The sequence below is a fragment of the Pinirhizobacter soli genome (assembly GCF_015905305.1).
GTDB lineage: Bacteria > Pseudomonadota > Gammaproteobacteria > Xanthomonadales > Rhodanobacteraceae > Pinirhizobacter > Pinirhizobacter soli.
In genome coordinates this window covers 19,892-45,455 of the sequence record NZ_JADZLQ010000002.1, presented here as the reverse complement: position 1 = coordinate 45,455, position 25,564 = coordinate 19,892, and the positions used below count along the sequence as shown (strand labels likewise).

The 25,564-nt window shown below is 64.0% G+C and carries 14 protein-coding genes; 10 read left to right on the top strand and 4 right to left on the bottom strand.

Annotation, left to right across the window (positions count from 1 at the left end):
• Positions 1-2: 2 nt before the first annotated feature.
• Positions 3-1,121, bottom strand: coding sequence for a GNAT family N-acetyltransferase (locus NDK18_RS09890; protein ID WP_250627694.1), 1,119 nt, complete (start codon positions 1,119-1,121; stop codon positions 3-5).
• Complete coding sequence (gene trxB, locus NDK18_RS09885; protein ID WP_250627693.1) at positions 1,118-2,077, bottom strand: thioredoxin-disulfide reductase; 960 nt, start codon at positions 2,075-2,077, stop codon at positions 1,118-1,120. Before trxB ends, NDK18_RS09890 begins: the two co-directional genes overlap by 4 nt.
• Before the next feature lie 203 nt (positions 2,078-2,280).
• Here trxB and NDK18_RS09880 point away from each other — a divergent pair, with 203 nt between their 5' ends.
• The 10 genes from NDK18_RS09880 to NDK18_RS09835 all read left to right on the top strand — a co-directional run bounded on the left by NDK18_RS09880 (position 2,281) and on the right by NDK18_RS09835 (position 21,654).
• Positions 2,281-3,342 (top strand): alanine dehydrogenase, encoded by a 1,062-nt coding sequence (locus tag NDK18_RS09880; protein WP_250627692.1) that lies wholly within the window; start codon positions 2,281-2,283, stop codon positions 3,340-3,342.
• Positions 3,343-3,377: 35 nt separating this feature from the next.
• The gene (locus NDK18_RS09875) at positions 3,378-5,708 is read left to right on the top strand and encodes a DNA translocase FtsK (RefSeq protein ID WP_250627691.1); all 2,331 of its coding nucleotides are present in this window, start codon (positions 3,378-3,380) and stop codon (positions 5,706-5,708) included.
• Positions 5,709-5,748: 40 nt separating this feature from the next.
• Positions 5,749-6,402, top strand: coding sequence for an outer membrane lipoprotein periplasmic chaperone LolA (gene lolA, locus NDK18_RS09870; protein WP_250623344.1), 654 nt, complete (start codon positions 5,749-5,751; stop codon positions 6,400-6,402).
• Between the two features lie 59 nt (positions 6,403-6,461).
• Entirely contained in the window at positions 6,462-9,179 is a 2,718-nt protein-coding gene (locus tag NDK18_RS09865; protein ID WP_250627690.1) for a DUF2339 domain-containing protein, read from the top strand.
• Positions 9,169-10,557: a DUF3999 family protein gene (locus tag NDK18_RS09860; RefSeq protein ID WP_250627689.1), complete on the top strand. Its 1,389-nt coding sequence runs from the start codon at positions 9,169-9,171 to the stop codon at positions 10,555-10,557. Before NDK18_RS09865 ends, NDK18_RS09860 begins: the two co-directional genes overlap by 11 nt.
• 76 nt (positions 10,558-10,633) lie before the next feature.
• On the top strand, positions 10,634-11,968 hold the full coding sequence (locus tag NDK18_RS09855; protein WP_250627688.1) for a replication-associated recombination protein A: 1,335 nt from the start codon (positions 10,634-10,636) through the stop codon (positions 11,966-11,968).
• A 33-nt stretch (positions 11,969-12,001) separates the two neighbouring features.
• Positions 12,002-15,409 (top strand): glycoside hydrolase family 125 protein, encoded by a 3,408-nt coding sequence (locus tag NDK18_RS09850; protein WP_250627687.1) that lies wholly within the window; start codon positions 12,002-12,004, stop codon positions 15,407-15,409.
• Positions 15,410-15,707: 298 nt separating this feature from the next.
• The gene (locus tag NDK18_RS09845) at positions 15,708-18,587 is read left to right on the top strand and encodes a TonB-dependent receptor (protein WP_250623339.1); all 2,880 of its coding nucleotides are present in this window, start codon (positions 15,708-15,710) and stop codon (positions 18,585-18,587) included.
• The gene (locus NDK18_RS09840) at positions 18,587-20,443 is read left to right on the top strand and encodes a glycoside hydrolase family 35 protein (protein ID WP_250627686.1); all 1,857 of its coding nucleotides are present in this window, start codon (positions 18,587-18,589) and stop codon (positions 20,441-20,443) included. The genes NDK18_RS09845 and NDK18_RS09840 overlap by 1 nt, the downstream gene beginning before the upstream one ends.
• A gap of 2 nt (positions 20,444-20,445) precedes the next feature.
• Entirely contained in the window at positions 20,446-21,654 is a 1,209-nt protein-coding gene (locus NDK18_RS09835; RefSeq protein ID WP_250623337.1) for a glycoside hydrolase family 27 protein, read from the top strand.
• 434 nt (positions 21,655-22,088) lie between these two features.
• Here the strand turns inward: NDK18_RS09835 and NDK18_RS09830 are convergent, their stop codons facing one another.
• Together NDK18_RS09830 and NDK18_RS09825 are read right to left on the bottom strand one after the other, a co-directional pair.
• Positions 22,089-22,571 carry a VOC family protein gene (locus NDK18_RS09830; protein ID WP_250623336.1) on the bottom strand — a complete coding sequence of 161 codons (483 nt, stop codon included), beginning with the start codon at positions 22,569-22,571 and terminating at the stop codon, positions 22,089-22,091.
• Positions 22,572-22,718: 147 nt separating this feature from the next.
• On the bottom strand, positions 22,719-25,208 hold the full coding sequence (locus tag NDK18_RS09825; protein WP_250627685.1) for a protease pro-enzyme activation domain-containing protein: 2,490 nt from the start codon (positions 25,206-25,208) through the stop codon (positions 22,719-22,721).
• Between the last annotated feature and the right edge of the window lie 356 nt (positions 25,209-25,564).

The window sequence follows — 25,564 nt, the reverse complement described above, 5'->3', positions numbered from 1 at the left end:
GCTTAAGTTCGCTCGGCATAGGGGCTGTGTTCCATCAATTGATCTCCATAGGCCTCGCGCGCACGGCGTTCATGCCGTAGCGCATCGGCGACGGCCTCGTGGAAACCATCGTGCACCAGATAATGTCGTGAATGCGTTCGCGTGGGCAGGAAGCCGCGCGCCAGCTTGTGTTCGCCCTGGGCTCCGGGCTCGAACGTGTGCAGGCCCCGGGCGATGGCGTATTCGATGCCGCGGTAGTAGCAAAGCTCGAAATGCAGTCCCGGCACCTCCACCACGGCACCCCAGTAGCGGCCATACAAGCTGCCACCGCCCACCAGGAAAAACGCCATCGCCACCAGTTGGCCGCCCATGCGCGCCGTGGCTACCTGTACGTTGTTGCCAAGCGACCGGCCAAGGTGCCGGAAGAAGCCCGATGTCAGCGCCGCGTGGTTGCCCTTCATCTCGAAGGTGGATTCGTATAGCGCGTGGATGGCCCGCCAGTCGGCTGCGCTCAAGTCGGCACCGCCTGTCATACCGAGGGTCAGGCCCGACTCCGCAGCCTGGCGGCGCTCCTGGCGGATGTTCTTCCGCTTCTTCGACGACAGTGCGCCAAGGAAATCGTCGAAGTTGGCGTAGCCCTGGTTGTGCCAGTGGAACTGCCAGTCGAAGCGTGCCAGCCAACGCTCGTCGAAGGCGTCGAGATCGGCTTCTTCAAGGAAATTGGCGTGCACGGACGAAAGGCCCAGCCGCTGCGTCTCGGCCACCAGGCCCGCAACCAGCAGGCGCTTGTGCTTTACGGAGGACGCTAGCAGCCGGGGACCGGGAACAGGCGAGTAGGGCGCGGCTGCCAGCAGTTTCGGGTAGTAGTCGCCGCCGGCATTCTCGTAGGCGTGGGCCCAGGCGAAGTCGAAGACGAACTCGCCGTGGGAATTGCCCTTCAGGTAGGCCGGCACCGCGCCGACCAGGCGCTCGCCTTCGTACAGGCCCAGGTGGTGCGGCTGCCAGCCATAGTCCTCGCGCAGGCAGCCGTGCTCCTCCATCCCTCGCAGGAAGGCGTGGGACACGAAGGGATTTCCGTCACCGACCAGGGAATCCCATACGGCGGGATCCACATCGGCGAGGCTGTCCAGGATGCGGATCACCCCATCAGGTTCTGCTGGTCCAGCCAGCGCTCGGCGTCCAGTGCCGCCATGCAGCCGAAACCGGCCGAGGTCACGGCCTGGCGGTAGACGTGGTCGGCCACGTCGCCGGCGGCGAACACGCCCGGCACGGAGGTCATGGTGGCCATGCCGTCCAGGCCGCTGCGGATCTTGATGTAGCCGTCGTGCATGTCCAGCTGTCCGTCGAAAATGCCGGTGTTCGGGGTATGGCCGATGGCGACGAAGAATCCGCTGACGGGGATGTCACGCGTGGCGCCGGAGTTGACGTCCATCACGCGCACGCCGTTGACGCCGGAGGCGTCGCCCAGCACTTCATCCACCGAGTGGTTCCAGACCAGCTCGATCTTGCCGGCGGCGGCCTTCTCGAACAGCTTGTCCTGCATGATCTTTTCCGCACGCAGCTTGTCGCGGCGGTGCACCAGGTACACCTTGCGTGCGATGTTGGACAAGTACAGTGCCTCTTCCACGGCGGTGTTGCCGCCGCCAATCACGGCCACGTCCTGTTCGCGGAAGAAGAAGCCGTCGCAGGTGGCGCAGGCAGACACGCCCTTGCCCTTGAAGTGCTCCTCGGAGGCCAGGCCCAGGTACTTGGCGGTGGCCCCGGTGGTGATGATCAGCGCGTCACAGGTGTAGCTGCCGGCGTCACCCTTCAGATGGAAGGGGCGCTCTGACAGTTCCACCGAGTGGATGTGGTCGAACACCATCTCCGTCTCGAAGTGCTCGGCGTGCTCGGCCATGCGCTGCATCAGGTCCGGACCCGTGACCTTCTGGTCACCCGGCCAGTTTTCCACGTCGGTGGTGGTCATCAGCTGCCCGCCCTGCTGGAGCCCCGTGACCATCGTGGGCTTCAGGTTGGCCCGCGCGGCGTAGACGGCGGCCGTGTAGCCCGCTGGGCCGGAACCCAGGATCAGCAGGCGACTGTGCTTGGGGGTGCTCATGTATAATCCTTGAGGTTTGATTGCGATTTGGGTGACGCGCTTGAGGGCACTTGTAAAGCCGGTTTCGAGGTCCAGTAACGACCTTTCGAGCCCGACAGAATGGGGAACCGAGCGGGTTGAATCAAGGTCGCAGGCGTAAGGCAAGAGTGTCCGGCCCGTCCCCACGGGCCTGGCGTGTGACTTTCCCCACAGGATTTTCCAGCATGCGTATCGGTATTCCCTCAGAAACCAAAACCCTCGAAGGCCGCGTCGCCCTCGTCCCCGCCGCCGCCGCCGACCTCGTCCGCCGCGGCCACGAGGTGTTCATCCAGGCCGGTGCCGGCGCCAAGAGCGGTTTTTCCGACGAGGACTACAGCAAAGTCGGTATCAAGATTGTCCCGGACGCCGCAGCCCTCTACGAGGCCGGCGAGCTGATCGTGAAGGTCAAGGAGCCGATCGCTGGCGACCTGGCCCTGCTGAAGAAGCACCACCTGCTGTTCTGCTACCTGCATCTGGCCGCCGAGCCGGAGCTCACCTCGCGCCTGCTCGACATCGGCCTCACCGGCGTGGCATTCGAGTCGGTGGATGAAAACGGCTCGCTGCCGCTGCTGCTGCCGATGTCCGTCATCGCCGGCCGCATCGCCACCCAGATCGGCACCACCCTCCTGCACCAGCCCAACGGCGGCAAGGGCAAGCTCCTGGGCGGCATGGCCTCCACCCCGCGCGGCAAGGTCGTGGTGCTGGGCGCCGGCGCCGCCGGCAGCAACGCCGCGGCCCTGGCGGCCAATGCCGGCGCCAACGTGGTGGTGTTCGACAAGCGCCAGGATCGCCTGGCCGAGATGATGGCCCTGGCTCCCAACGTCACCGCCCTGTACGCCTATGAATCCTCGGTCGCCGAGGAAGTGGCCACGGCCGACATCGTCGTCGGCGCCGTGCTGATCCCCTCCGCCAAGGCCCCGCGCGTGGTCACCGCCGACATGGTCAAGACCATGGAGAAGGGCAGCGTGCTGGTGGACATCTCCATCGACCAGGGCGGCTGCTTCGAAACCTCCCGTCCCACCACCTGGAAGGAACCCACCTACGTGGTGGACGGCGTTACGCATTTCTGCGTCACCAACATGCCCGGTGCCGTGCCGCAGACCTCCTCCATGGCCATCTCGGCGGCGATCCTGCCGTACGTGCAGCGCCTGGCCGGTGGCAACCAGTGGCGCGATTACGCCCCGCTGAAGGCTGGCATTAACGTCGAAGGGGGCAAGATCGTGCATCCGGCCCTGTCGATGGCATGATGTGCGCCAACGAACGAGCAGAACTGGCTATATAAGTGGCGCGAAGCGCAGGTAGTACCAAGAAGGAAAAAACCCCGGCTCCGGGCCTCAGCGACGAGGCCCGGCGCCGCCTGCGCGAGGCCGGGGCCCTGTTGCTGCTGCCGCTGGCGCTCTACCTGCTGGTCTGCCTGTTCAGCTACAACGACCAGGACCCCAGCTGGGGCCACCTGGGCAACGTCGACCACGCCCGGAATTTCGGCGGGGCGGTGGGGGCGAACATCGCCAACATCTCCCGCTACATCTTCGGGCTGGTCTCCTATGTATTCCCGGTGCTGCTGCTGGTGCTGGGCGTGCAGGTGCTGCGCCACCACGGCGAGCGCACCGTGGCGCCGTGGGAGCCTTCGCTAAGGCTGATCGGCTACGTCTTCTTCTTTATTACCGGCCCGGCCCTGCTGTGGCTGAACTTCCACGATGCCGCCGTGCTTCCGGAAGGGCCGGGCGGCATCCTGGGCCGCTGGGTGGGCAACGCCGTGGCACGCGCCTTCGGTGACAAGGGTGCGCCCCTGCTGCTGCTCACCATGTTCCTGATCGCCGTCACCCTGGCCACCGGGCTGTCGTGGTTCAAGCTGATGGATGTTGTCGGCCAGGGCGTGCTGAAGCTCGCCAGCTGGTTCGGCGGCAAGGTCAAGCAGGCGCCGGAGGTCTACGCCGCCCGCCAGGCCCGCGCCGAGCGCGAGGTGGTGAAGAAGGTCGAAGCGGTGAAGCAGGCTAAGCGCGAGCCGCTGCGCATCGAGGCGCCGGCGGCACCGGTGGCCAAAAGCGAACGCGCCACCCGCGAAACACAGATTCCCCTGTTTACCGGCGCCGCCGCCGATGGCGAACTGCCGCCGCTGTCGCTGCTGGATGAACCACCGCCGCAGCCGGCCGGCTATTCGGAAGAAACCCTCGAGGTGCTCTCGCGCCAGGTGGAGCTGAAGCTCAAGGACTTCCGCATCGAGGCGAAGGTCGTGGGGGTATATCCCGGCCCCGTGATCACCCGCTTCGAACTGGAACCCGCCGCCGGCGTGCGCGGCAGCCAGGTGTCGAGCCTGGACAAGGACATCGCCCGCGGCCTGTCCGTGGTGAGCGTGCGCGTGGTCGACGTGATCCCGGGCAAGAACGTGATCGGCCTGGAAATTCCCAACACCCGGAAGCAGATCGTCTACCTGTCGGAAATCCTGCGTTCGGAGAAATACGACCAGCTGAAGTCGCCCCTGGCGTTGGCGCTGGGCAAGGACATCGGAGGCAAGCCCTCGGTAGCCGACCTTGCCAAGATGCCCCACCTGCTGGTGGCCGGTACCACGGGTTCCGGTAAGTCGGTGGCGGTGAACGCCATGGTGCTGAGCTTGCTGTACAAGTCCAGCCCCAAAGACGTGCGCATGATCATGATCGACCCGAAGATGCTGGAGCTCTCGGTCTACGAGGGCATCCCGCATCTTCTGGCGCCGGTGGTTACCGACATGAAGGAAGCGGCTAACGCGCTGCGCTGGTGCGTGGGCGAGATGGAGCGCCGCTACAAGTTGATGGCAGCGGTAGGCGTGCGCAACCTCGGCGGCTTCAACAAGAAGGTGCGCGAAGCCGAGGCTGCCGGCCAGCCGATGCTCGATCCGTTGTTCCGGCCCAACCCCGAAATGCCGGGCATGACCGCCGACCAGCTGCACACCTTGCCGCACATCGTGGTCATCATCGACGAATTCGCCGACATGATGATGATCGTCGGCAAGAAGGTGGAAGAACTGATCGCCCGCCTGGCGCAGAAGGCGCGCGCCGCTGGCGTGCACCTGATCCTGGCCACGCAGCGTCCGTCGGTGGACGTGATCACCGGCCTGATCAAGGCCAATATCCCCACGCGCATCGCCTTCCAGGTGTCGTCCAAGATCGACTCGCGCACCATCCTTGACCAGTCCGGCGCCGAAACGCTGCTCGGCCACGGCGACATGCTGTACCTGCCGCCAGGCACCGCCACGCCCGACCGCGTGCACGGCGCCTTCGTCGACGACCACGAAGTGCACAACGTGGTCGAATGGCTGCGCGCCCAGGGCAAGCCCGACTACATCGAGGGCGTGCTGGAAGAAGTGCAGTCGATGGGCGACGGCAAGTTCATCAACGATTCGGGCCTGCCGCAGGATGCCGAGGAAGGCGACGGCGACAACGCCCTGTACGACAAGGCGGTGCGTATCGTTACCGAATCGCGCCGCGCGTCGATTTCCGGCGTGCAGAGACACCTGCGCATCGGCTACAACCGCGCCGCGCGCCTCATTGAGCAGATGGAGCAAGAAGGCGTGGTAAGCGCACCGCAGCACAATGGCAACCGCGAAGTGCTGGCGCCGCCACCGCCGAGCCGTTGATCCACACGTTTTCCAACCGCTTCATTCCCAGGTGTACCGCATGATCCGCCGCCTCGCCATCGCCGCCTGTTTCCTCGTTGCAAGCGTGGCCCATGCCGCGCCCGGCGCTGCGCGCGAGCGCCTGGATGCGTTCGCCAAAGGCATGCATTCACTGAGCGGGAATTTCTCGCAGGTGCTGCTTGACGTGAACGGCAAGAAGGGCAAGTCCAGCTCCGGCACGATGGCCCTGCAGGCGCCGCGCCAGTTCCGCTGGGAAACCACAGCGCCCTATAAGCAGACCATCGTCGCCGACGGCAGCCGTGTATGGCTGTACGACCCCGACCTCGACCAGGTCACGGTAAAGGTGCAGAGCAGCGAGGAAGCGCACAGCCCGCTTACCGTGCTCACCGACATCGGCCAGATCGACAAGAATTTCAAGGTGACCGAGCAGGGCGAGAAGGACGGCGTGGCCTGGCTGCGCCTTACCTCCACCGCCAAGGATCCGCAGTTCGACTATGCCGACCTCGGCTTTGATGCCGCGGGCCTGAAGAAGATGTCGTTCAAGGATCCGCTGGGCAACACCACGCAGATCGAATTTTCCAACTGGCAGCGCAACGTGGAACTGCCGGCGGCGACGTTCAACTTCACCCCACCGAAGGGTACCGACGTGGTCGGCGACGCCCCGGTGATCAGCACGCAACCGATCAAGGATTAACGCTGGCCGCGGCGCGAGGGGCGCTGCGGCAGCGAGCGGTTACAAGGGGAGCGCAAAGGATGATGTACTTCATCTGGGGCTTGGTGGGCGCGGTGTTGGGATTCGCGCTGCAACAGGAATTTTTTACCACCGTCTTCGGCGCGATACTGGGCATCGCCTGGGCCCGCATGTCGGGGCTACGGCGGGACATCGACCTTGCGCGCAAGGAACTGGCCGAGGCGAAGCGGATCTTCGGCAGATTGCCGCGTACCGGTGAGGCGCCAGCAGGGGTCGTATCACCACCACCGGTGGTCGAATATCGCTTGCCAGACATCGACGCGCCTCCCACACCTGCTGCCCCAACCGTGCCGGCCAGCGCCGTGGACCCCGGCACGCCGCCACCTGTCCCTCCCGCGCCACCGCGCAATAGACCCGTTCCCGAGCTGCCCCCTGTGCCGCCACGCCCGACCTGGGTCGATGCCCTGATCCATCGCGTGGGCGCCTGGTTCACCGAAGGCAACGTGCCGGTGAAGATCGGCATGCTGGTGTTGTTCGCCGGCGTCGCCGCCTTGCTTAAATACGCCTCCGATGCCGGCATGTTCCATGCGCCGGTGTCCGTGCGCGTGGCGCTGGTGGCCCTGGCTGCGATCGTTGCACTCGCCTTCGGTTGGCGGCAGCGCTTCAAGCGACGCGTGTTCGCCCTATCGCTCCAGGGCGGTGCGATCGGCGTGCTGACCATCGACGTGTTTGCCGCCTTCCGCCTGTACGAACTGCTGCCGCCCACGGCAGCGTTCGGCATGTTGGTGGTGCTGGTGGCCGGCGCCGGCATGCTGGCGGTACTGCAGGATTCGCTGGCGCTCGCCGTGCTGGGCCTGGTCGCCGGCTTCGCCGCACCGATCCTTACCAGCACCGGCCACGGCAGCCACGTGGCGCTGTTCACCTACTACGCGCTGTTGAACCTGGCGGTCCTTGCGATCGCCTGGAAGCGCGCTTGGCGCGTGCTGAACCTGCTGGGCTTCGTCGCCACCTTCGGCGTGGGCGTCGCCTGGGGCGTGACGCAGTACAAGCCCGAGCAGTTCGCCAGCACCGAACCGTTCCTGCTGCTGAATTTCTTCTTCTACCTGGTCATTCCCTGGCTCTATCTGCGCCGCGCGGCGCAGACGCGCGAGCGCGTGCTCGATGCCTGCCTGTTGTTCGGCAACCCGCTGGTGAGCCTGTTGCTGCAGGGCGCGTTGCTGCGCTGGCAGGGCAAGGCGATGGCGGTATCGGCGCTGGTGGCGGCGGTGGTGTATCTGCTCGTGGCCTACAGCGTACGCAAGCAGAAAGACCTGGGCATCCTGCGCGACGCGTGGGCGGTGCTGGCGATCGGCTTTGCCACGCTTGCCGTGCCGCTGGCGCTCAGTGCAAGCGTCACCGCCGGCATCTTTGCAGTGGAGGGCGCGGGCCTTGTATGGCTGGGGTGGCGGCAAGACCGCTGGTTCGCCCGTTGGTCAGGCCTTGGCCTTGCGGGCCTTGCCGCGCTTGCGTGGGCTGCAGGACACATGCCGTCATGGCAGGCGCCCGCCGTGGCCAATCGCAACTACCTTGGTGCGCTGTTGATCGCGGTGGGTGGCGCGGCCAGCACGTGGCTCTACCACCGTTATGGATCTGAAAAGCCGCGCTCGCGCGTGGCTGCCGTGGTGTTGTTTGGCTGGACCATCGTCTGGTGGTTGCTACCAACGACGGTGGAGATTGCGAATCACCTTGGCGATGCGCACGCCGCGGCCGGCATCCTGGCCCTCATGGGTATCACCGCCTGGGTGGTGGCCGAGCTTCAACGCGGTGCGGTGCACGCGCTGGGCACCGCGATGCGGCTGGTGGTGGCCGGGCTTACCTGGGTATCGATGGTGTTGATCGTGCTGTGCCTGATCCCGTCGTGGCAGGTGCTCGGGGGCTGGCTGTTGCTGGCGGTGCTGGTGACCTTCGCCAGCGGCTGGCGCGCCATGGTTTGCCTGCAAGGCCACCCGCGCCTGGCGGCGACCACGCAGCTTGGCTGGTGGTGGCGCGTACCAGTGACGATCGCCTGCGCGTTGGTGGCGGCGGCCGATGGCTGGCACTGGCTGGATGACAGCTGGCGTCTGGTGATGGTGGTGGCGCCCGCGCTGGTGCTGTGGTTCATCACACTGCGCCGCCCGGCGTGGGTGCAGCGGCCACTGCAAGCGGAAGACTCGGCGGTGGATATGCTGCTGCATTCGTTGTTCGTGGTGCTGGGAGTGATCTTCGTCTGCTCGTTGTTTGCCGAAGGTACCGCCACGCCGCTTCGCTTCGTGCCGCTGGTGAATCCGGTGGAGATGGTGATGCTGGCGATCCTGGCTGCGGCGTTCGGCTGGTTCTCAGCGCCGCAAGTAGCGCCATCGACACGCCGCCTGCGTCCACTGCTGATGGGTGTGGCCTTGATGGCCTTCGCCACCAGCGCCACCCTGCGCGGCGTGCATCACCTGGGCAACGTGCCGTGGGACGGTAGTCTCGCCGAATCCTCCGTGGCGCAGATGGCATTGACGGTGACATGGAGCGTGCTGGGCGTGCTGGCCTGGATCGCCGGTTCCCGTCGTGGCCAGCGCGGCCTGTGGCTGGCCGGTGCGGTCACGATGGGCGTGGTGCTGGCCAAGCTGCTGCTGGTGGATCGTTCCCACCTGGGGAATTTGTTTGGTATCGCCTCATTCATTGCCTATGGCCTGCTGTGCACGGCCATCGGCTACTTCGCGCCGGCGCCTCCGCGCCGCGCAGCCGCCACTCCGGAGCCCGCCGATGCGTCCTGACCTTCGCTGGCTTGCCAGTGTTTTATTCCTTGCCTCAGGGACGGCCGCCGCCAGTCCCGGCACGGATTACGCCACCGCGTTCCCGCTGGATACGCACGGTACGGGAGATGCCTTCCGCATCGAAGCCACGCCGGCGCTGTACGCCCACGGCAAGTCCGACGCCAACTTGCGTGACATGGTGGTGGTGAATTCGCTTGGCGTGGAAGTGCCGTTGGCACCTCTGGCACCGGCACCCGCCGTGGCGCATCCGTACCATCTGCAAGCGCGCCTGCTTCCCGTCCCTGGCGACGCCAGCGAGCGGGACGGCACCGGCCATATCCGTCGCAGCAGCGATGGCAGCGTACAGATCGACCTGGGTGCGGGTGAACTCACCGCCAAGCCGCCGCGCCACTGGATCGTCGATGCGCGCCGGGCCATTTCGGCCGAACGCATCACCATCGACAAGCTCGATGGCATCGACGTGCAACTGGAGCTGGCGGTGGATGCCAGCGACGACCTGCAGCACTGGGACGAGCGCGCAGGCGATGTCACTGTCACCAGCATCGCGCGAGGCGACGATGCCGTGGACAGCCGTAGCATCCAGCTGTCGGGGGAGCCGGCGCGCTATTACCGCTTGCGCGTGGTGGGCGGCGACGTGCCCTGGGACGTGGAACACACCCCAGGCGTGACTGTGGAAGGCAGCTTCGTCGATGCGGGCGATCAGCGCATGGCTGCCTTCCAGTGGGTCGAGGTCAGCGGCAAGGCCGATGGCGACCACGGCTTCGTCTACGAACTGCCGGCGACACTGCCGGTGGGCGCGGTGCAGGTGAAGCTGGCCCAGGCCAATGGAGCGGCACGCGTGCAATTGAATTCGCGTGGAACCACCGATGCCTGGACACCGCTGGGCGACGTCACCGCAACCACCGTGGGAGGGCAGGGCGACACCGCCACCATCGCCACCACGGCCGGCAAGTCGCTGCCCAACACCTTGCGCATCGAAGACACCCGGCTGCACGCGCTTCGACTCACCTCGACACCGGTCTTGCAGCAGGCACCCACGCTCCGCGTGGCCTTCACCCCCGACCGCTTCGCCTTCCTGGCACAGGGCCCGGGTCCGTACCGTGTGATGGTGGGCAGCTACGCCGCACGCCGCGGCGACTCGCCGGTGGATGCTGCCCTGGACAAACTTCGCCTGGACAAGGGGCCGGACTGGCAGCCACCGCTAGCCAACCTGGGCGAACCCGCGGTCGCCGCGGGCGAAGCCGCCCTACAACCGGCCAAGGTGCCCTTCGACTGGACCAAGCCGCTGCTATGGGGCGTGCTGGTGCTCGGCGCGCTGCTGGTGATCGGCATGGCGCTCAGCCTGCTTCGATCGGCCAAGGGTGAAGACAAGGTCTAAACCGGCAACCCGTTGAGCCCTCGATGACGCTCCAGGGGCGATAATGCCCTGATGAACGCCGCTGTCGTGACTCCCGATGCCTAGCCATTCCCCGACCCCGGGGCTGTTCGCCGAGCCAGAGGCCCTCAAGCCCCTGGCCGAACGCATGCGCCCGGCCAGCCTGGACGAGATCGTCGGCCAGCCTCGCCTGATCGATCCCTCTTCGCCGCTGCGCCGGGCGCTGGAGGCGGGCAGGGTGCATTCGATGATCCTGTGGGGGCCGCCCGGTTGCGGCAAGACCACCCTGGCCCTGCTGGTGGCGCGTTATGCCGATGCCGACTTCCGCGCGATTTCGGCGGTGATGTCGGGCCTGCCGGATGTGCGCAAGGCGCTGGCCGAAGCTGAGGTCAACTTCTCGCAAGGGCGCCGCACGGTGTTGTTCGTCGACGAGGTGCATCGCTTCAACAAGGCGCAGCAGGATGCCTTCCTGCCGCACATCGAGAAGGGCGTGATCATCTTCGTCGGCGCCACCACCGAGAATCCTTCCTTCGAATTGAATTCGGCGCTGCTCTCACGCTGCCGCGTGCACGTGCTCGATTCGGTCACCCCCGATGCCATCGTGGTCACCCTGAAGCGCGCGCTGGCCGACGAGGTGCGCGGGCTGGGCACGCTCGGGCTTACCGTGGATGAAGGCTCCCTGCAGCTGATCTCCCAGGCGGCCGACGGCGACGTGCGCCGCGGGCTTACCCTGCTTGAGATCGCAGCCGAACTTGCCACCGACGGGCGCATCGACGAAACCACGCTTACCCAGGTGCTGGCCGATCGCACGCGCCGCTTCGACAAGAGCGGCGAGCAGTTCTACGACCAGATCTCCGCGCTGCATAAATCCGTGCGCTCATCCGATCCGGATGCCGCGGTGTATTGGCTCACGCGCATGCTCGACGGTGGTTGCGATCCCCTGTACCTGGCCCGGCGCATGACGCGCATGGCGGTGGAAGACATTGGCCTTGCCGAGCCGCGTGCCTGGCGCATGGCGCTGGACGCGTGGGATACCTACGAACGCCTTGGCAGCCCCGAAGGCGAGTTGGGCCTGGCGCAGCTGGCGATCTGGCTGGCCATCGCGCCGAAGAGCAACGCGGCGTACAAGGCGTACAACCTCGCCCGCGCCACCGTGCAGAAGATGGGCACACTCGAGGTGCCCATGCACCTGCGCAACGCACCCACGAAGTTGATGAAGGGATTGGGCTACGGCACCGGCTACCAATACGACCACGACGTGGAGGGCGGCGTGGCGCTGGACCAGCAGTGCCTGCCCGATGCCATCGCCGACATGGTGTTCTACGAACCGGTGGAGCGCGGGATGGAAGCGAAAGTGGCCGAAAAGCTTGCGGCCTTGCGCGCGGCTCGTCGCGCTGCCCGGGATGGGGAATAATCGACGCTTGACGGCCGGGTAAGGGGTGGGCGCATGGGGAAGGGCTGGAACAAGGTTGCATGGCTTGCACTTGCCACCCTGGGTATCACGCCCGCCTTCGCCGCGCCCGATGCCGCCACCACGTACCGAGTCGGCAATACCAGTACTGCGCTGACCATCGAGGCTACGCCCAGCGCGCCGCGCATCATCGCGGTAGCCGATGCTCGCGGTTCCACGTGGCCGTCGAACGGGACCGTTCCGCTGGTCGACCGCGTTACCATCGGCCAGACGTCGGTGCCAGTGCACTGGACCTTCGACGCGTCCGCCACGCGTAGTTCCAGTGACGCGTTGACACTGGTGTACGTATCCACCAAACCAAACTTGCGCCTGTCCTGGACATGGCGCGCCCGTGCCCAGCAGGGACCGCTCGAACACGATATCCGCATCGAGAACAGGAGCAGGAAGCCAGTGCTTTTGCTCCTGCAGCAAAGCGTACAACTGTCGCTGGATGTTTGGCCGGGGCAGGCCCTTGAGCATGTGTTCATCGACAAAGGAGCCGGCAAGGCGCCGCCGGTAGGTACGCACGTGGTGCCCGCGGTCGATGGTTATACATGGATGGGTACTTCGAGCCCGTTCGCGCACCCGAAAGAAGGCGAGCCGCGCGAGATCATCCCCTGGCTAATGCTGCGGGGAGCCGGTGACGCGCCCAGCGATGGCCTTTACATGGGCGTGGAATTTAGTGGTCGCATCGCCATGCACGTGGCCCGCAAAGCCAATACGCTGGAGATCAGCGCCGGCCTCAACGAGGATCCCGGCGAACGATTCCAGACCATCGTCCCCACCGGTAGGGCGTTTACCACGCCCACGATCTTCCTCGGTGCCACCCACGGCACGCTCGACGATGCCGGCAACCTGCAGCGTCGATGGGTGCGCGAGGTGCTGAACGATCCGGTGGTGGTGAACGACCCGAAGTATCCGCTGCTGACCAACAACAGCTGGGGCAGCGGCATGAAGATCGACGCGGCGCAGGCCCGCCGCATGATCGACGACTCGGCCGAGCTTGGTTTCGAGATGTTCCACCTCGATGCCGGCTGGTTTGCCGGCGTGGGCGATTGGATTCCGGATCCAGCGAAATTTCCCCAGGGACTGGCCTCCATCGCCGACTACGCCCATGCCAAGGGCTTGAAGTTCGGCCTGTGGGTGGATTGGGCCCAGGCCGGTATCAGCAAGCGCAAAGGCGCGATGAGCGTGGCCAATCCCGCCACCAGGAACTGGCTCACCACCGATCCACCCAAGGGCTGGAAACCCGCCGAGTTCAAGGGCGTCACCATCGACATTGGCCTGCCCGCGGCCAAGGCCTGGGTGGCCGGGGAAGCCGATCGCCTGGTGCGCGACTATCACCTGGACATGCTCGAACACGATGGCTACGTGGTGGCTCAGGGCTGCGACCGACAGGACCATCCTCATGCCATCTGCGATGGCTTGATGGTGAAGCGCTACCAGGAGGAGGAATTCTTCTGGCAGGACGGGCCCAACAGCACGGATGTGAGCTACCACGCCGCGCTCGCCTATTACGACATCTACCGCAAGCTGAAGAAGGACCACCCCGGGTTACTGCTTGAGATCTGCAACGACGGCGGCCGCATGGTCGACTTCGGTAGCGCTGCGGTGGGAGATTATTTCTCCATCGTCGATACGTATGATCCGTTGTCGAACCGCCAGGCGTTCTTCGACGCAAGCCATCTGCTGCCTCCGGCGATGCTCGAGGCGTATGCCATGGAGGTGCCCACCCCGCGCATCGAGAATTTCCGCTACATGCTGCGCAGCGGGATGATGGGCTGGTTCACCCTGATGATGGACAGCAGCAAGTGGACGCGCGAGCAGCACGACGTGGCAGCGGCGGAACTTGCCACGTACAAGGCGAAGCTACGCCCGCTGATCCGCCGGGCGGATCTTTTCCATGTGGGCCAGCGCCCGGATGGTGCACATTTCGATGGCATGCAGTACTTCGACAAGGTGACCGGGCAGGGGGTGCTGTATGCCTTCCACGGCAGCGACACGTCCACCAGGTCGCATGCCTTTGTGCTGAAGGGCCTGGAGCCTACGCGCAACTACCGCCTGCATTTCAACGACGGTAGTTCGCCTGACACTACGGTACGCGGCGATGTGCTGATGCGTGATGGCGTGACGGTGAAGTTGCCCGTACCCAACTCCTCGGAACTGGTATTCATCACCGCCGGCCCGGCCAATGCCCTGGTAACCCAGCCCGACGTGGTGGTGGACGCTGCGCGCAACTTTACCGATCCTAACCCGGCACTGGTGGCGATGATGCGCGCGGCGCTGCTGAACACCGGCACGCAGATCGCCGCCACCGCTGACGGCACGGCCTATGTGCGCACGGGCGATATTCCCGCCGAGTGGCTGCGCGATTCTTCGGTGCAGGTGGAGGCCACCTATCTTGGCTTCGCCCACGATGCCCAGGTGCAGGCGCTGATCAAGGCCGTCGTGCAGCGCCAGGCCAAGTACCTGTTGATCGATCCCTACGCCAATGCCTTCCGCGAGGATTATTCGATCTGGGAGCGGAAGTTCGAATTGGACTCCCTGTGCTACCCGGTGCTGCTGGCATGGAAGTACTACAAGGTAACCGGCGACGCCACGATCTTCACCCCGCAGGTGCGCCAGGCGTTTCGCCGCGTGCTGGACACCATGGAGATCGAACAGGACCACACGGCGCGCAGCAAGTACGTTTTCAAATCGAAAACCGAACAGTCCGGCCGAAACCCAGTGGCGCGCACGGGCATGATCTGGACGGGCTTCCGTCCCTCGGATGACCTGTCTACCTACAATTATTTGATCCCCGCCGAGATGATGGCGGTGCAGGCGCTGGGCGCGATGGCCGAAGCCGCTGACGTGATGCACGACGCCTCGATGGGCAGGCGCGCACGCAAGATGCAAGGCGAAGTGCGCGCGGGCATCGAGAAGTACGGCATCGTTGCTGGGCCCGATGGCAAGCGCATGTATGCGTATGAGGTGGATGGCCTGGGCCACGCCTTGCTGATGGACGATGCGAACATCCCGAACCTGCTGTCCGCGCCGTACTTCGGCTATGTGGGGCTGGATGATCCGGTGTACCAAGCAACGCGCAGCTTCGTGCTGTCGCCGGCCAACCCGTACTACTACAGCGGCACCGTGGCGGCAGGCCTGGGCAGCCCGCATACCCCCAAGGGCATGGTGTGGCCGCTGGGCCTGTTGGCCGATGGTTTCACCACCAACGATCCGGCACGGCAGCAGGCCGTGCTGAAGATGTTGCTGGCCAGCGACCCGGGCGACCACCGCCTGCACGAGTCGTTCGACCCATCCAGCCCGAAGATTCTCACCCGTGAGGATTTCGGCTGGCCCAATGCCTTTTTCACCGAATATATGAACAAGCTGCGCGGCGCGCCGGACCATCCCAGGCCCTAGGACGGGCAGCTCGCCTCCATTCGGTGCCCCGCCGTCGGCGGCAACCGTTGGTACTGGCCGCGTTGCAGCCAGGGCCTCCTGGGCAATGCCCCAAGCTGGCCATCGATACCATCATCGGACCCCTCCCCGATTCATGTTGCCAAATGCTGCACTGCAACTTGCGGCTGCATGAATACTACTATTATAAAATATGACAATTAGATTTTAGTGGGTGTTTAGGGCGCGCCGGATTCGCAGTCATGCCACATCCGGTGTGGGGGGTTTTGAGGGGTTTCCACAATAATTCAAAGGGCGTTCCATGAAGCGAACCAAGTTGGCTCTTTCAGTGGGTCAGGCATTGGCGATGGTCGGTGTTGGCCTGCTCGGCTACAGCGCGCAGGGGTTTGCGCAAGCGGCCGCAGACGCACCAGCAGCCAGTTCAACGGCGGCGGTACCACCGGCCTCGGGCACGGCTCAAAAGCCCGACGAGAAGAATGCGACCAACCTGAACACGGTCACGGTGACCGGCCAGCTGGCGGCCCTGCAGCGCGCCCAGGCGATCAAGAAAGACTCGGTCAACACGGTGGATTCCATCTCCGCGGAAGAAACCGGCAAGTTTCCCGATCCGAACGTCGCCGACGCTCTGCAGCGCGTGCCTGGCGTGTCGGTGAACCGCAGTGGCGGTGAGTCCAGCCAGATCGCCGTGCGCGGCTTCGGCCCGGAGTTCGTCGCCGTCACGATCAACGGCCGGCCGATGGCCACGTCATCGGGTTCGCGCGCCTTCAACTTCGACGTGCTGCCTTCGGAGATCATCAACGTCGCCCAGGTCAACAAGACCTCGTCGGCCAACATCCCCGAGGTCGACATCGGTGGCGTGGTGGACATCCAGACCGCGCGGCCCCTGGATTTCAGCGGTTTTCACGGCGCGTGGAGCGCGGCCGGCGTGAACAGCAACCTGACCGGTGACTGGGCAGGCAAGACCACGCCCAAGGCATCGCTGCTGGGCGGCTGGACGAACGACGACCACACGTTTGGCGTGCTTGCCTCGGCGATGTACTACAAGCGCAAAGACACCCAGATCAACACCCAGGCCAACTCCTGGTACACCAACCAGAATATTTCACAGTTGTCGGGCACGGCCAATCCCAACTACACGAACGTCGCCGTTCCCGAGACGCTCGCCAGCAACATCCTGGACGAGACGCGCACGCGCAAGGGCTTCAGCACGGCGATGGACTGGAGGCCGACCGACAAGCTGACCTTCCAGCTCGATAGCCTGTATTCCAGCTACAAAGTGGACAAGCTCGAACACGAGTTCGGCGAGTACGGCAACACAGGCGACATCCAGTCCCTTACCACCGATGCCAACGGCACGGTGACGCAGTTCATTCGCAAGGGTGAAGGCCCCAACGTGATGGCGAACGACTATGTCGTGTCGTCCATTCCCAGCTACGAGAAAAGTTTCCAGAACGGCCTGAACGCGGCGTACCAGATCGACGACACCACCAAGCTCAGCGTGGACGTGTCCAACTCCAAGGCATGGAACAAGGAAAGCCCCAACGGCTACTTCCTCGTGGTCGGTGCCAAGAACTTCGGCACCAATCCCACCTGGACCAACAACGGCAACAGCGAGCCGCCGTCCTATAGCAACATCCTGGCTCCGGACAACTTCAACAACCTCACGGCGCATTGCTGCAACGCCGGCGGCCAGACGAACAACGTCACCAACAACGTCAAGCAGTACAAGATTGACCTGACCAAGGCCTTCGACGGGATGGTCCTTACCGAGCTCGACTTCGGCATCCAGAAGACCGACCAGTCGGTGAAGTCGGTGAGCGTGAGCACGCCCAACGGTATCCTCTGCAATGCCTATTGCGGCTATTCGATTAGCGCTCCAGCGGATGCCATCGGCGCATATCTCTACACCCCGCCGTCGCCGATCCATGGCGTGTCCTCGCCGGGCGTGCCGGACCAGTGGATCCAGTACGACGGCAGGAAGTACCTGGCATGGCTGGCGACGCCCGCGGCGTACAACCAGCTGACGCCTGAGAAGAGGGCTGCACTGCTGGCGGGCCTGGCGGCAAACGGCGGAACCCTGGGGGCCGCGCCGAACCCCGGCAGCTTCAACAAGGTCTCGGAGAACCAGAAGGCGTTCTATGCCAGGGCCCTGTTCGGCGGCAACTTCGGCACGATGCCCTGGCAGCTGGACCTGGGTGTGCGCTACCTGAACATCACCTCCGAGAGCGTCGCGATCAACCAGCCGCCGGCGACCCTCACCATCGACCCGAACGACACCAGCAACGGCCAGGTGACCTATGGTGCGCTGGCGCCGCAGCAGGCCGATGGTGGCTACCACCGGTGGCTGCCCTCGATGAACTTCAAGTTGAACCTGCTTGACGACCTGATCTACCGCTTCTCGTTGTCCAAGACCCTGACCCCGCCTGAGCTGAGCAACCTGTACTACAGCAAGAGCTACGGCACGCGCCCGAACTCGCTGACCATTTCCCAGGGTAACCCGCAGCTGCAGCCGTATTCCTCGCGGAACTACGACATGGGCCTGGAGTGGTACATGAACGACGCCAGCTACCTGGCGCTGGAAGGGTTCTACAAGAAGGTCAGCAACTTCAGCACGCTGATCAGCTCGCCGTTCCCGTTCCTGACCAACGTCAACACCGGACAGCCGTTCATCTGGTCGCTGACGCAGCCGGTGAACCTGAATTCGTCCAACATCTACGGCGCAGAGTTCACCTTCAACTACCAGTTCAAGGACATCCTGCCGGCGCCGTTCGACGGATTGGGGACGGCCGTGAACTACACCAAGGTGAAGAGCAGCACATCGCTTGGGCCCAGCGAAATATCGGCGGGCGGCAAGTTTGCCGTGCCGGGCATCGGCGACTCGGCGAACGCGAGCGTGTACTACGAGAAGGGTCCGGTACAGGTGCGAGTGGCCTATAACTGGCGCGGCAAGTACCTGGAAAGCATCGCCTACGGTTCCGGTGCAAACCCTGCCACACGTAGCAGCTACGGCCAGGTAGATCTGAGCGCGAGCTACCAGATCAATAAATTCCTGTCGGTGTTCGCCTCCGGTACCAACCTGACCCACCAGCACCTGTATGACTACTCGGTCTATCGGAACCGGTTCCTGTACGCCGAGGCCGATGGCACGGTCTATACCGTGGGGGTACGCGGCAGCTTCTGATGAAATCATCCTGGAATGCCTTATTGGGCCTCCTGTTCGGCGCGTTGCTTTCGAGCAACGCGCCAGCGGCCCCCGCCACGTCTCCCACCGTGGCGGGGGGCAGTCTCGCCATCGAGCAGGGCCATTTCATGCTCGATGGCAAACCGTTCCGGGTGATTTCCGGCGAGATGCACTACACCCGCGTCCCACGCGAGTACTGGCGCGATCGCTTGAAGATGGCCAAGGCCATGGGCCTGAATACCATCACCACTTATGTGTTCTGGAACGCGCACGAAGCCACGCCCGGCCACTACGATTTCAGCGGCCAGAACGACGTTGCCGAGTTCATCCGCGAGGCGCAACAGGAAGGCCTTTATGTGATCCTGCGTCCCGGCCCCTATGTTTGCGCCGAATGGGAAATGGGCGGCTTCCCCTCCTGGCTGTTGAAGGATCCGAACATCACGATCCGCAGTACGGATCCGAAGTTCATGCAGCCGGTGCAACGCTGGTTGCATCGCCTGGGCCAGGAAGTGGCTCCGCTGCAGCGGGCCCGCGGCGGCAACATCATTGCCGTGCAGGTGGAGAACGAGTACGGCAGCTTCGGCACGGACAGCACCTACCTTACGCAAATCCGCCAGGCCATCACTGATAGCGGTCTTGATGCCTCGCTGTTGTATACGTCCGATAGCGCCGATCATCCCGGTTCGCTGCCGGGCCTGGCCAAGGTCATCAACTTCGGCGTCGGCCATGCGCGCGAGCAGTTCGCCCGGCTCAAGACGTGGCAGCCCGATGGCCCGTTCATGGCCGGCGAATACTGGGTGGGCTGGTTCGATCATTGGGGCGCGCCGCATCATGTCGCCGACGCCAAAGTGGTGGCCGACGAACTGGCGTGGATGCTGAGCCAAGGCTATTCAGTCACGTTCTACATGTTCCACGGCGGCACCTCGTTCGGCTGGATGAACGGCGCCAACTGGGACGACGATAGCTACCAGCCGGACGTCACCAGCTACGACTACGACAGTCCGCTGGACGAGAGCGGAAGGGTCACGCCGAAGTACCTTGCGCTTCGCCAAGTGATCGCCAAGGCCACGGGGGACCATCTGCCTCCCGTGCCACCGACGCCGGGAACGCAGGCCATCAGTAACATCAAGCTTGGCGAATCCGCATCGCTGTGGGATGCATTGCCCACGCCGGTGACCTCGCACGAGCTGAAAACCATGGAGGCGCTGGACCAGGCCTATGGCGACATCCTGTATCGCAAGCGCATCGACACCGCTGCCGCGGGCCAGTTGCACATCGACGGGCTTCAGGACTATGCCCAGGTCTATGTCAACGGCAAGCGGATCGGAACGCTCGATCGCCGGCTGAAGCAGGACACGTTGCCGATCAAGCTGGCCAAGGGCGACACGCTGGACGTGCTGGTACAGAACGACGGGCGCATCAATTTTGGCGAGCATGTGCGCACCGAGCGCAAGGGCATCTTAGGTTCGGTAAGCGTGCAAGGGCAGACGTTGTCCGACTGGCAGATTTATTCCCTGCCTTTCACCAACAACGATGCCTTGAAGTTCACCAGCGCAGCTTGCACCCACGCACCATGTTTCTACCGCGGCAGTTTCGACGCGCCGGTCTCGGGCAGTGCATCGGCGGACACCTTCCTTGATACGAAGGGCCTGGGCAAGGGCATGGTCTGGCTCAATGGTCGTCCGCTCGGACGCACCTGGAGCATCGGCCCGCAGCGCACCCTCTACGTGCCGGGCGCTTGGCTCAAGCCCAAAGGCAATGAACTGGTGGTGCTGGACCTGCTCGTGGAAGGCCAGCCCACGCTCAATACGTTGAAGCACCCCATCCTTGGAACAACCAGCATAAAGGTCCCTTGAAGATGAAGCTTAAGAACCATCGCCGTGCCGGTTGGCTGCGCACTGCTGTCTCGTTCGCCGTTGTTTCCGTTATTTCAGCTGGCGCCGCTGCTGCCGGCGCTGCCAGTGCGCCCTTGCCGCAGATGGGTTTCAACAACTGGAATTCCACGCATTGCCGCGACGAGTTCGACGAAGCCATGATCCGCGGTGTTGCCGACAAGTTCATCAGCCTGGGGTTGAAGGACGCCGGCTACACCTATGTCAACGTCGATGACTGCTGGGCCAACTGGCAGCGCGACAAGGACGGCGCGTTGCAGGCCAATCCGAAGCGCTTTCCTGGCGGGATCAAGGCACTGGCCGCTTACATCCACGAGCACGGCCTGAAGTTCGGCCTGTATTCGAGCGCCGGCACGTCCACCTGTGAGCCGTTGCAGGAGAACCGTGGTTTCCCCGGTGGCCTGGGCCACGAGAAACAGGACGCCGCGACATTCGCATCCTGGGACGTGGATTACCTGAAGTACGACAACTGCAACAACAACAAGGTCGATGCCCACAAGCGCTACCTGGACATGGCCAACGCCTTGCGTGCCACCCATCGGCAGATTTTCTTCAGCATGTGCGAATGGGGCGAGAACAAGCCGTGGCTGTGGGCCGGCAAGCCGCCGGTATCGGCGCAGTCCTGGCGTACCACCGGTGACATCACCGATACCTATGCCTCGATGCTGAAGATCTTCAAGCAGAACGTGGTGCTCGACAAATATGCCTCGCTGGGCCACTGGAACGATCCGGACATGCTGGAAGTGGGCAATGGCGGCATGACGGATGTCGAGTACCAAAGCCACTTCAGTCTCTGGGCGATCATGGCGTCGCCGCTCCTGGTGGGCACGGACATTCGCAAGATCAAACCCGATGCGCTGCAGATCCTGCTGAACAAGGAAGTGATCGCGGTGGACCAGGATCCGCTGGGCGTGCAGGGCAAGCAGGTGCGCGACGCCGATGGCATCCATGTGATCGTCAAACCCATGAAGGACGGCAGCCGCGCGGTGGCTGTGTTCAACGAAACCGATGCCGCGGTGGATGCAAGCGTGACGGCTAAAGAGATTGGCCTGAAAGCTGCAGCCAAGTACAAGGTTCGCGACCTTTGGCAGCACTCGGACGCCAGCGGAGACGGCTCCATCAAGGTCAACCTGCCGGCGCATGCGATCGCCATGTATAGGATCAGCAACAACTGAAGATAGAGCGGGGGTCAGAGTGAATACTCTGACCCCCGACGCTTCTACAGGCCAGCAGACAGCCGAAGGGCGGACAGTGACCTGTCCGCCCTTCTTTTTTAGGTCCCATCGCTGCCTAGCGCGGGCTGAGCTCTCCGCTCCACGTTTTCCTGGCCGCGTCAAAGGCGACCTTCAGCTGAGCGCCGGAAACCTGCGTGAGCGTGAGGTTGCTGTTGAAGAGTGAATCGCAGAATCGGCCACCATTCTGGGATATGGCAAAACGATAGATGGTCTGCGCGCCATCGCTCTTCAGGAATTTCGCCGGCACCGAGCACGAAAGCGGCTTAGCGAAATGAATGGGGCATGGAAGTCCCCTGTTTGTCATAAGTAGTGCGGGCGGCCACCCAAGGCCGCCCGCATTACAGCTTACGCAACCACCGCCCAACCCCCAACCGCTACGACGCGAGCGCTTTGTTGAGGACGGCCAGGTCCAGCTTCTTCATCTGCATCACCGCTTCCATCGCCTTCGGGTTGTTGGCGATCTCGGAAATATTCTCCGGCACGATTTGCCAGGACAGGCCATATTTGTCTTTCAGCCAGCCGCAGACCTGGGCTTTGGGATCGCCACCTTCGCCGAGCTTCGACCAGTAGTGGTCGATTTCCGTCTGGTCATGGCACATCACCACCAGCGAAATCGCCTCGGTGAATTTGAACATCGGGCCGCCGTTGATGGCGGTCACCAACTGGCCGTCCAGCGAAAACGACACCGTCATTACCGAGCCCGGCGGCCGTCCGCTGGGCCCGGTGTCGCCCTTGGGATACTGCGTGGTGCCGTGGATCTTTGAATTGGGGAAGATCGATACGTAGAGCTTCGCTGCTTCTTCGGCCTTGTCATCGAACCAGAGGAACGGCGAAATGCGCTGATAGGGCCCGGCCATGACGACTCCCGTTGGTGGTGGAATGGCCGAATATAAATGACGGCCCGCGATTCCGCGTGACGGGAAATTCTGTCCATGGCAGCAAACGAGAAAGGGCCCGGCAAAAGCTGCCGGGCCCTCCTTTTTTACCCACCCATTTTAAAGGTGTCAGTTCGTCCAGGTCGCCTTCAAGGTGACGCCCGTGAAAGCGGCATACCCGTTGAGCATGATGTAGTACGTGCCCGTTGAAGGATGGGTGACCGAGCAGCTTTCGGTGTTACCCGTGACGTACGGGCGGCAATCGTAGCTGCTGGTGGTGGGGGCGGAGCCGAACTTCGTGTAGAGGTCCGCATCGCCGGTGCCACCGCTGATGGCGATCTTCAGGTTGGTCGCGCCTGCAGGAATAACCACGGTGTAGTTGAGCTTGCCGTTGTGCGCGGCCGACAGGCCAGTTACCGCCACGCCGTTCTGCAGCACGTTGCCGCCACCGCCGCCACTGCTGGTTACCGTGACGGAAGACGACTTCGCATTCGTCGCGCCGCCGTTGTCGGTAACCGTTTCGGTCACGGTGTAGGTGCCTGCCGCCGTATAGGTGTGGCTGGGGCTGGTGGCCGTGGACGTGCCGCCATCGCCGAAGGTCCAGCTGTGCGAGGCGATGCTGCCATCGCTATCGGTGGAGCTGTCGGTGAAGGTGGCGGTAAGGCCACTGGTGACCACGCTGAAGTTCGCCACCGGCGGCACGTTGGTACCGCCGCCGCCACCCGTGGCCCAGTGGGCCTGGGCATAGGTGTTGAGCTGGGAGATATCCAGGCTGCCGTAGCCGGTGGCCTGGTCGAAGCCCGTGGTGGCGGTGTAGCCGTGGCTCTGGTAACCGTTGTTGCCCGAGGTCACGTCATGCAGGATCGCCCCATTGGTGGGGAAGGCGGCGTAGAAGTTCGACGCCGGGAAGCCGATGGTGTTGTTCGCCGCCGACTCGATACGTGCCCACACGCCAACGAAGATCGGCGAGGCAAGGCTGGTACCACCCACCTGCTCGGTCGATCCATCCACGATGATCAATGCGCCCGACGACGATGCCGCGTCGAAAGACACATCCGGGCCCACACGATGGGTGGTGCCCGAGCCCAGCGCCGTAACCTGCCAGGACGGAGCCGACTCGAACGCACTGGTGCCGCCGCCCGTCGCCCACAGGCGCTCGTTGGTGTACGTCGGCGGTGCGATCTGGGCCAGGCCTTCATTCCACACGGTTTCGCCCGTCCACGTGGTGCCCGTGGTGGAGAGTGTGGTGCCGCCCACCTGGATCACGTACGGGGAGCTGGCCGGCTCACTCACGCCATAGTGGGTGAGGTCGATCTTCACCGTACCGGCGGAGTTCGCCACATAACCGGGCGAGCCCGACTGCGGATCGGTGGACCACTGGTAGACGCCGGCGTCGCCGGAGCTCACCGAGAAGGTCTGGCCTTGCGCCACAGCCTGCTGGAAGATCGCATCGTCCGCCGACTGCACGCCCGACTGCTCGGCGGCCGTTTCGTCTTCACCCAGTGACACGTTGATCACCTTGACGATGTTGTCGGTGACGGCCTTGTTATAGGTGGCGGTAATCCCGGCGTCGGTAATACCCGAACTGCTGCTGTTGCCGTTGGCCGAGGTATAGAAGATCAGCTGCTTCACGCCGCCGGACGTACCCACGATGTCCTGGCTGTCGAGCGACCATTCGCCGTTGCTGTCGTTGTCGTTGGCGAAGGTGCCGCTGCCAACGCGCGTTTCCAGCGTGTTGACGGTGGCCAGGCCCGCATTGGTGGTGAAGGTTTTCAGATCCTTGATGGTCTGGGTCATCGAACCCCAGGTAATGATGCCCACCGCGGTGTTGGTCGCCGCCGGCACCGAGCCCTTGTCGTAGATCGTGGCGAAGTCCTGCGGGTTGTGCGCGCCGATGGAGCCTGCGGCCTGCGGGGTGGCGCTGGAGCCGGGCACCACGATGTTCTCGGGGTGATAGACGTGGTGCAGCGTGTGCTTCACCGACACGTTCTGCAGACCCAGCACGGCGTTGACGGAATCACCCAGCGCCGCGGGCACCATGGCCGGCTGGTCGTTGGCGTAGAAGTCGCGGCCGTTGGCCGTGAACGACTTCATGGTGGTGTTGAAGCCGTTGGTGGCGTTGGTGGCCGTACCGTCGGCGGAGACCATCAGGTTGTTCGGCGATACCTGGATGTTGCTGAAGCCGGCTTGCGTCAGGTGGGCCACCACCTTCTGCACCTGGGCGTCGGTGGGCGCGAAGCGCGCCTTGAATTGCGCTGGGGTGAGGAATTTACCGAAGTTGGCATTACCCGGCTGATTCACCGCCTGGTTGAACGCGGCGAGGTCTTCCGGATTGCGAAGCTTCAGGCTCACTTCCACATGCAGCGGGTGGCTGGGCGCAAGCGCCGTGACCAGGCCACTGTCGATGTGCGGCGAACCGGTGACATTAAGGGTATAGCCCGTGGCGGCCACGCTTTGCGTGGTGGCGACGTTGCTGGCGGCGGACGGCTGCATGGCAGCGCGTGTATTGGTACTCACCCAACTGTCCGCGGCATGCGCCGAGAACGAAAGCACGGCCGAGGTCACGGCCAGTGCAAGAAGCGTTTTGCGGAATGACTTACTCGAACCCTCGATCTTCATTCTTTAAGTCCTTTATGAACCCATAGACGTGCCGCCGGCCCTGCCGGTCGGCTCCGGTACTTCGTTAAACGAGTACTGCAGATGCGTCGTACGGGAATGGACTCACCTCGGCCCCCAGCCTTAGTGACCCTCCCCCTCCGAGAGTTGGCAGGTCCATCTTTCGTCAATCTTTCGAACCCCGGTCAGGTTGACGGTTTTGCGGCACACGTCATCACTTTGACTACCCGCAAACGATTACGCTCACAAATCAATCACATACAGTTGCCGTTTCCGTGTAGGCGTGGCCGCCCTCACAAAAATCACTAGGGGTCAGAGTCATTGCAACCGCAATGACTCTGACCCCTAGTGAAGGGCTG

Bases quoted from the DNA above. Each gene is read 5' to 3' on its own strand.
- NDK18_RS09880 (WP_250627692.1), top strand. From the start codon at position 2,281: ATGCGTATCGGTATTCCCTCAGAAACCAAAACCCTCGAAGGCCGCGTC.
- NDK18_RS09845 (WP_250623339.1), top strand. From the start codon at position 15,708: ATGAAGCGAACCAAGTTGGCTCTTTCAGTGGGTCAGGCATTGGCGATG.
- lolA (WP_250623344.1), top strand. From the start codon at position 5,749: ATGATCCGCCGCCTCGCCATCGCCGCCTGTTTCCTCGTTGCAAGCGTG.
- NDK18_RS09825 (WP_250627685.1), bottom strand. From the start codon at position 25,208: ATGAAGATCGAGGGTTCGAGTAAGTCATTCCGCAAAACGCTTCTTGCA.
- NDK18_RS09850 (WP_250627687.1), top strand. From the start codon at position 12,002: ATGGGGAAGGGCTGGAACAAGGTTGCATGGCTTGCACTTGCCACCCTG.
- NDK18_RS09830 (WP_250623336.1), bottom strand. From the start codon at position 22,571: ATGGCCGGGCCCTATCAGCGCATTTCGCCGTTCCTCTGGTTCGATGAC.
- NDK18_RS09840 (WP_250627686.1), top strand. From the start codon at position 18,587: ATGAAATCATCCTGGAATGCCTTATTGGGCCTCCTGTTCGGCGCGTTG.
- NDK18_RS09860 (WP_250627689.1), top strand. From the start codon at position 9,169: ATGCGTCCTGACCTTCGCTGGCTTGCCAGTGTTTTATTCCTTGCCTCA.
- trxB (WP_250627693.1), bottom strand. From the start codon at position 2,077: ATGAGCACCCCCAAGCACAGTCGCCTGCTGATCCTGGGTTCCGGCCCA.
- NDK18_RS09865 (WP_250627690.1), top strand. From the start codon at position 6,462: ATGATGTACTTCATCTGGGGCTTGGTGGGCGCGGTGTTGGGATTCGCG.
- NDK18_RS09855 (WP_250627688.1), top strand. From the start codon at position 10,634: ATGCCTAGCCATTCCCCGACCCCGGGGCTGTTCGCCGAGCCAGAGGCC.
- NDK18_RS09835 (WP_250623337.1), top strand. From the start codon at position 20,446: ATGAAGCTTAAGAACCATCGCCGTGCCGGTTGGCTGCGCACTGCTGTC.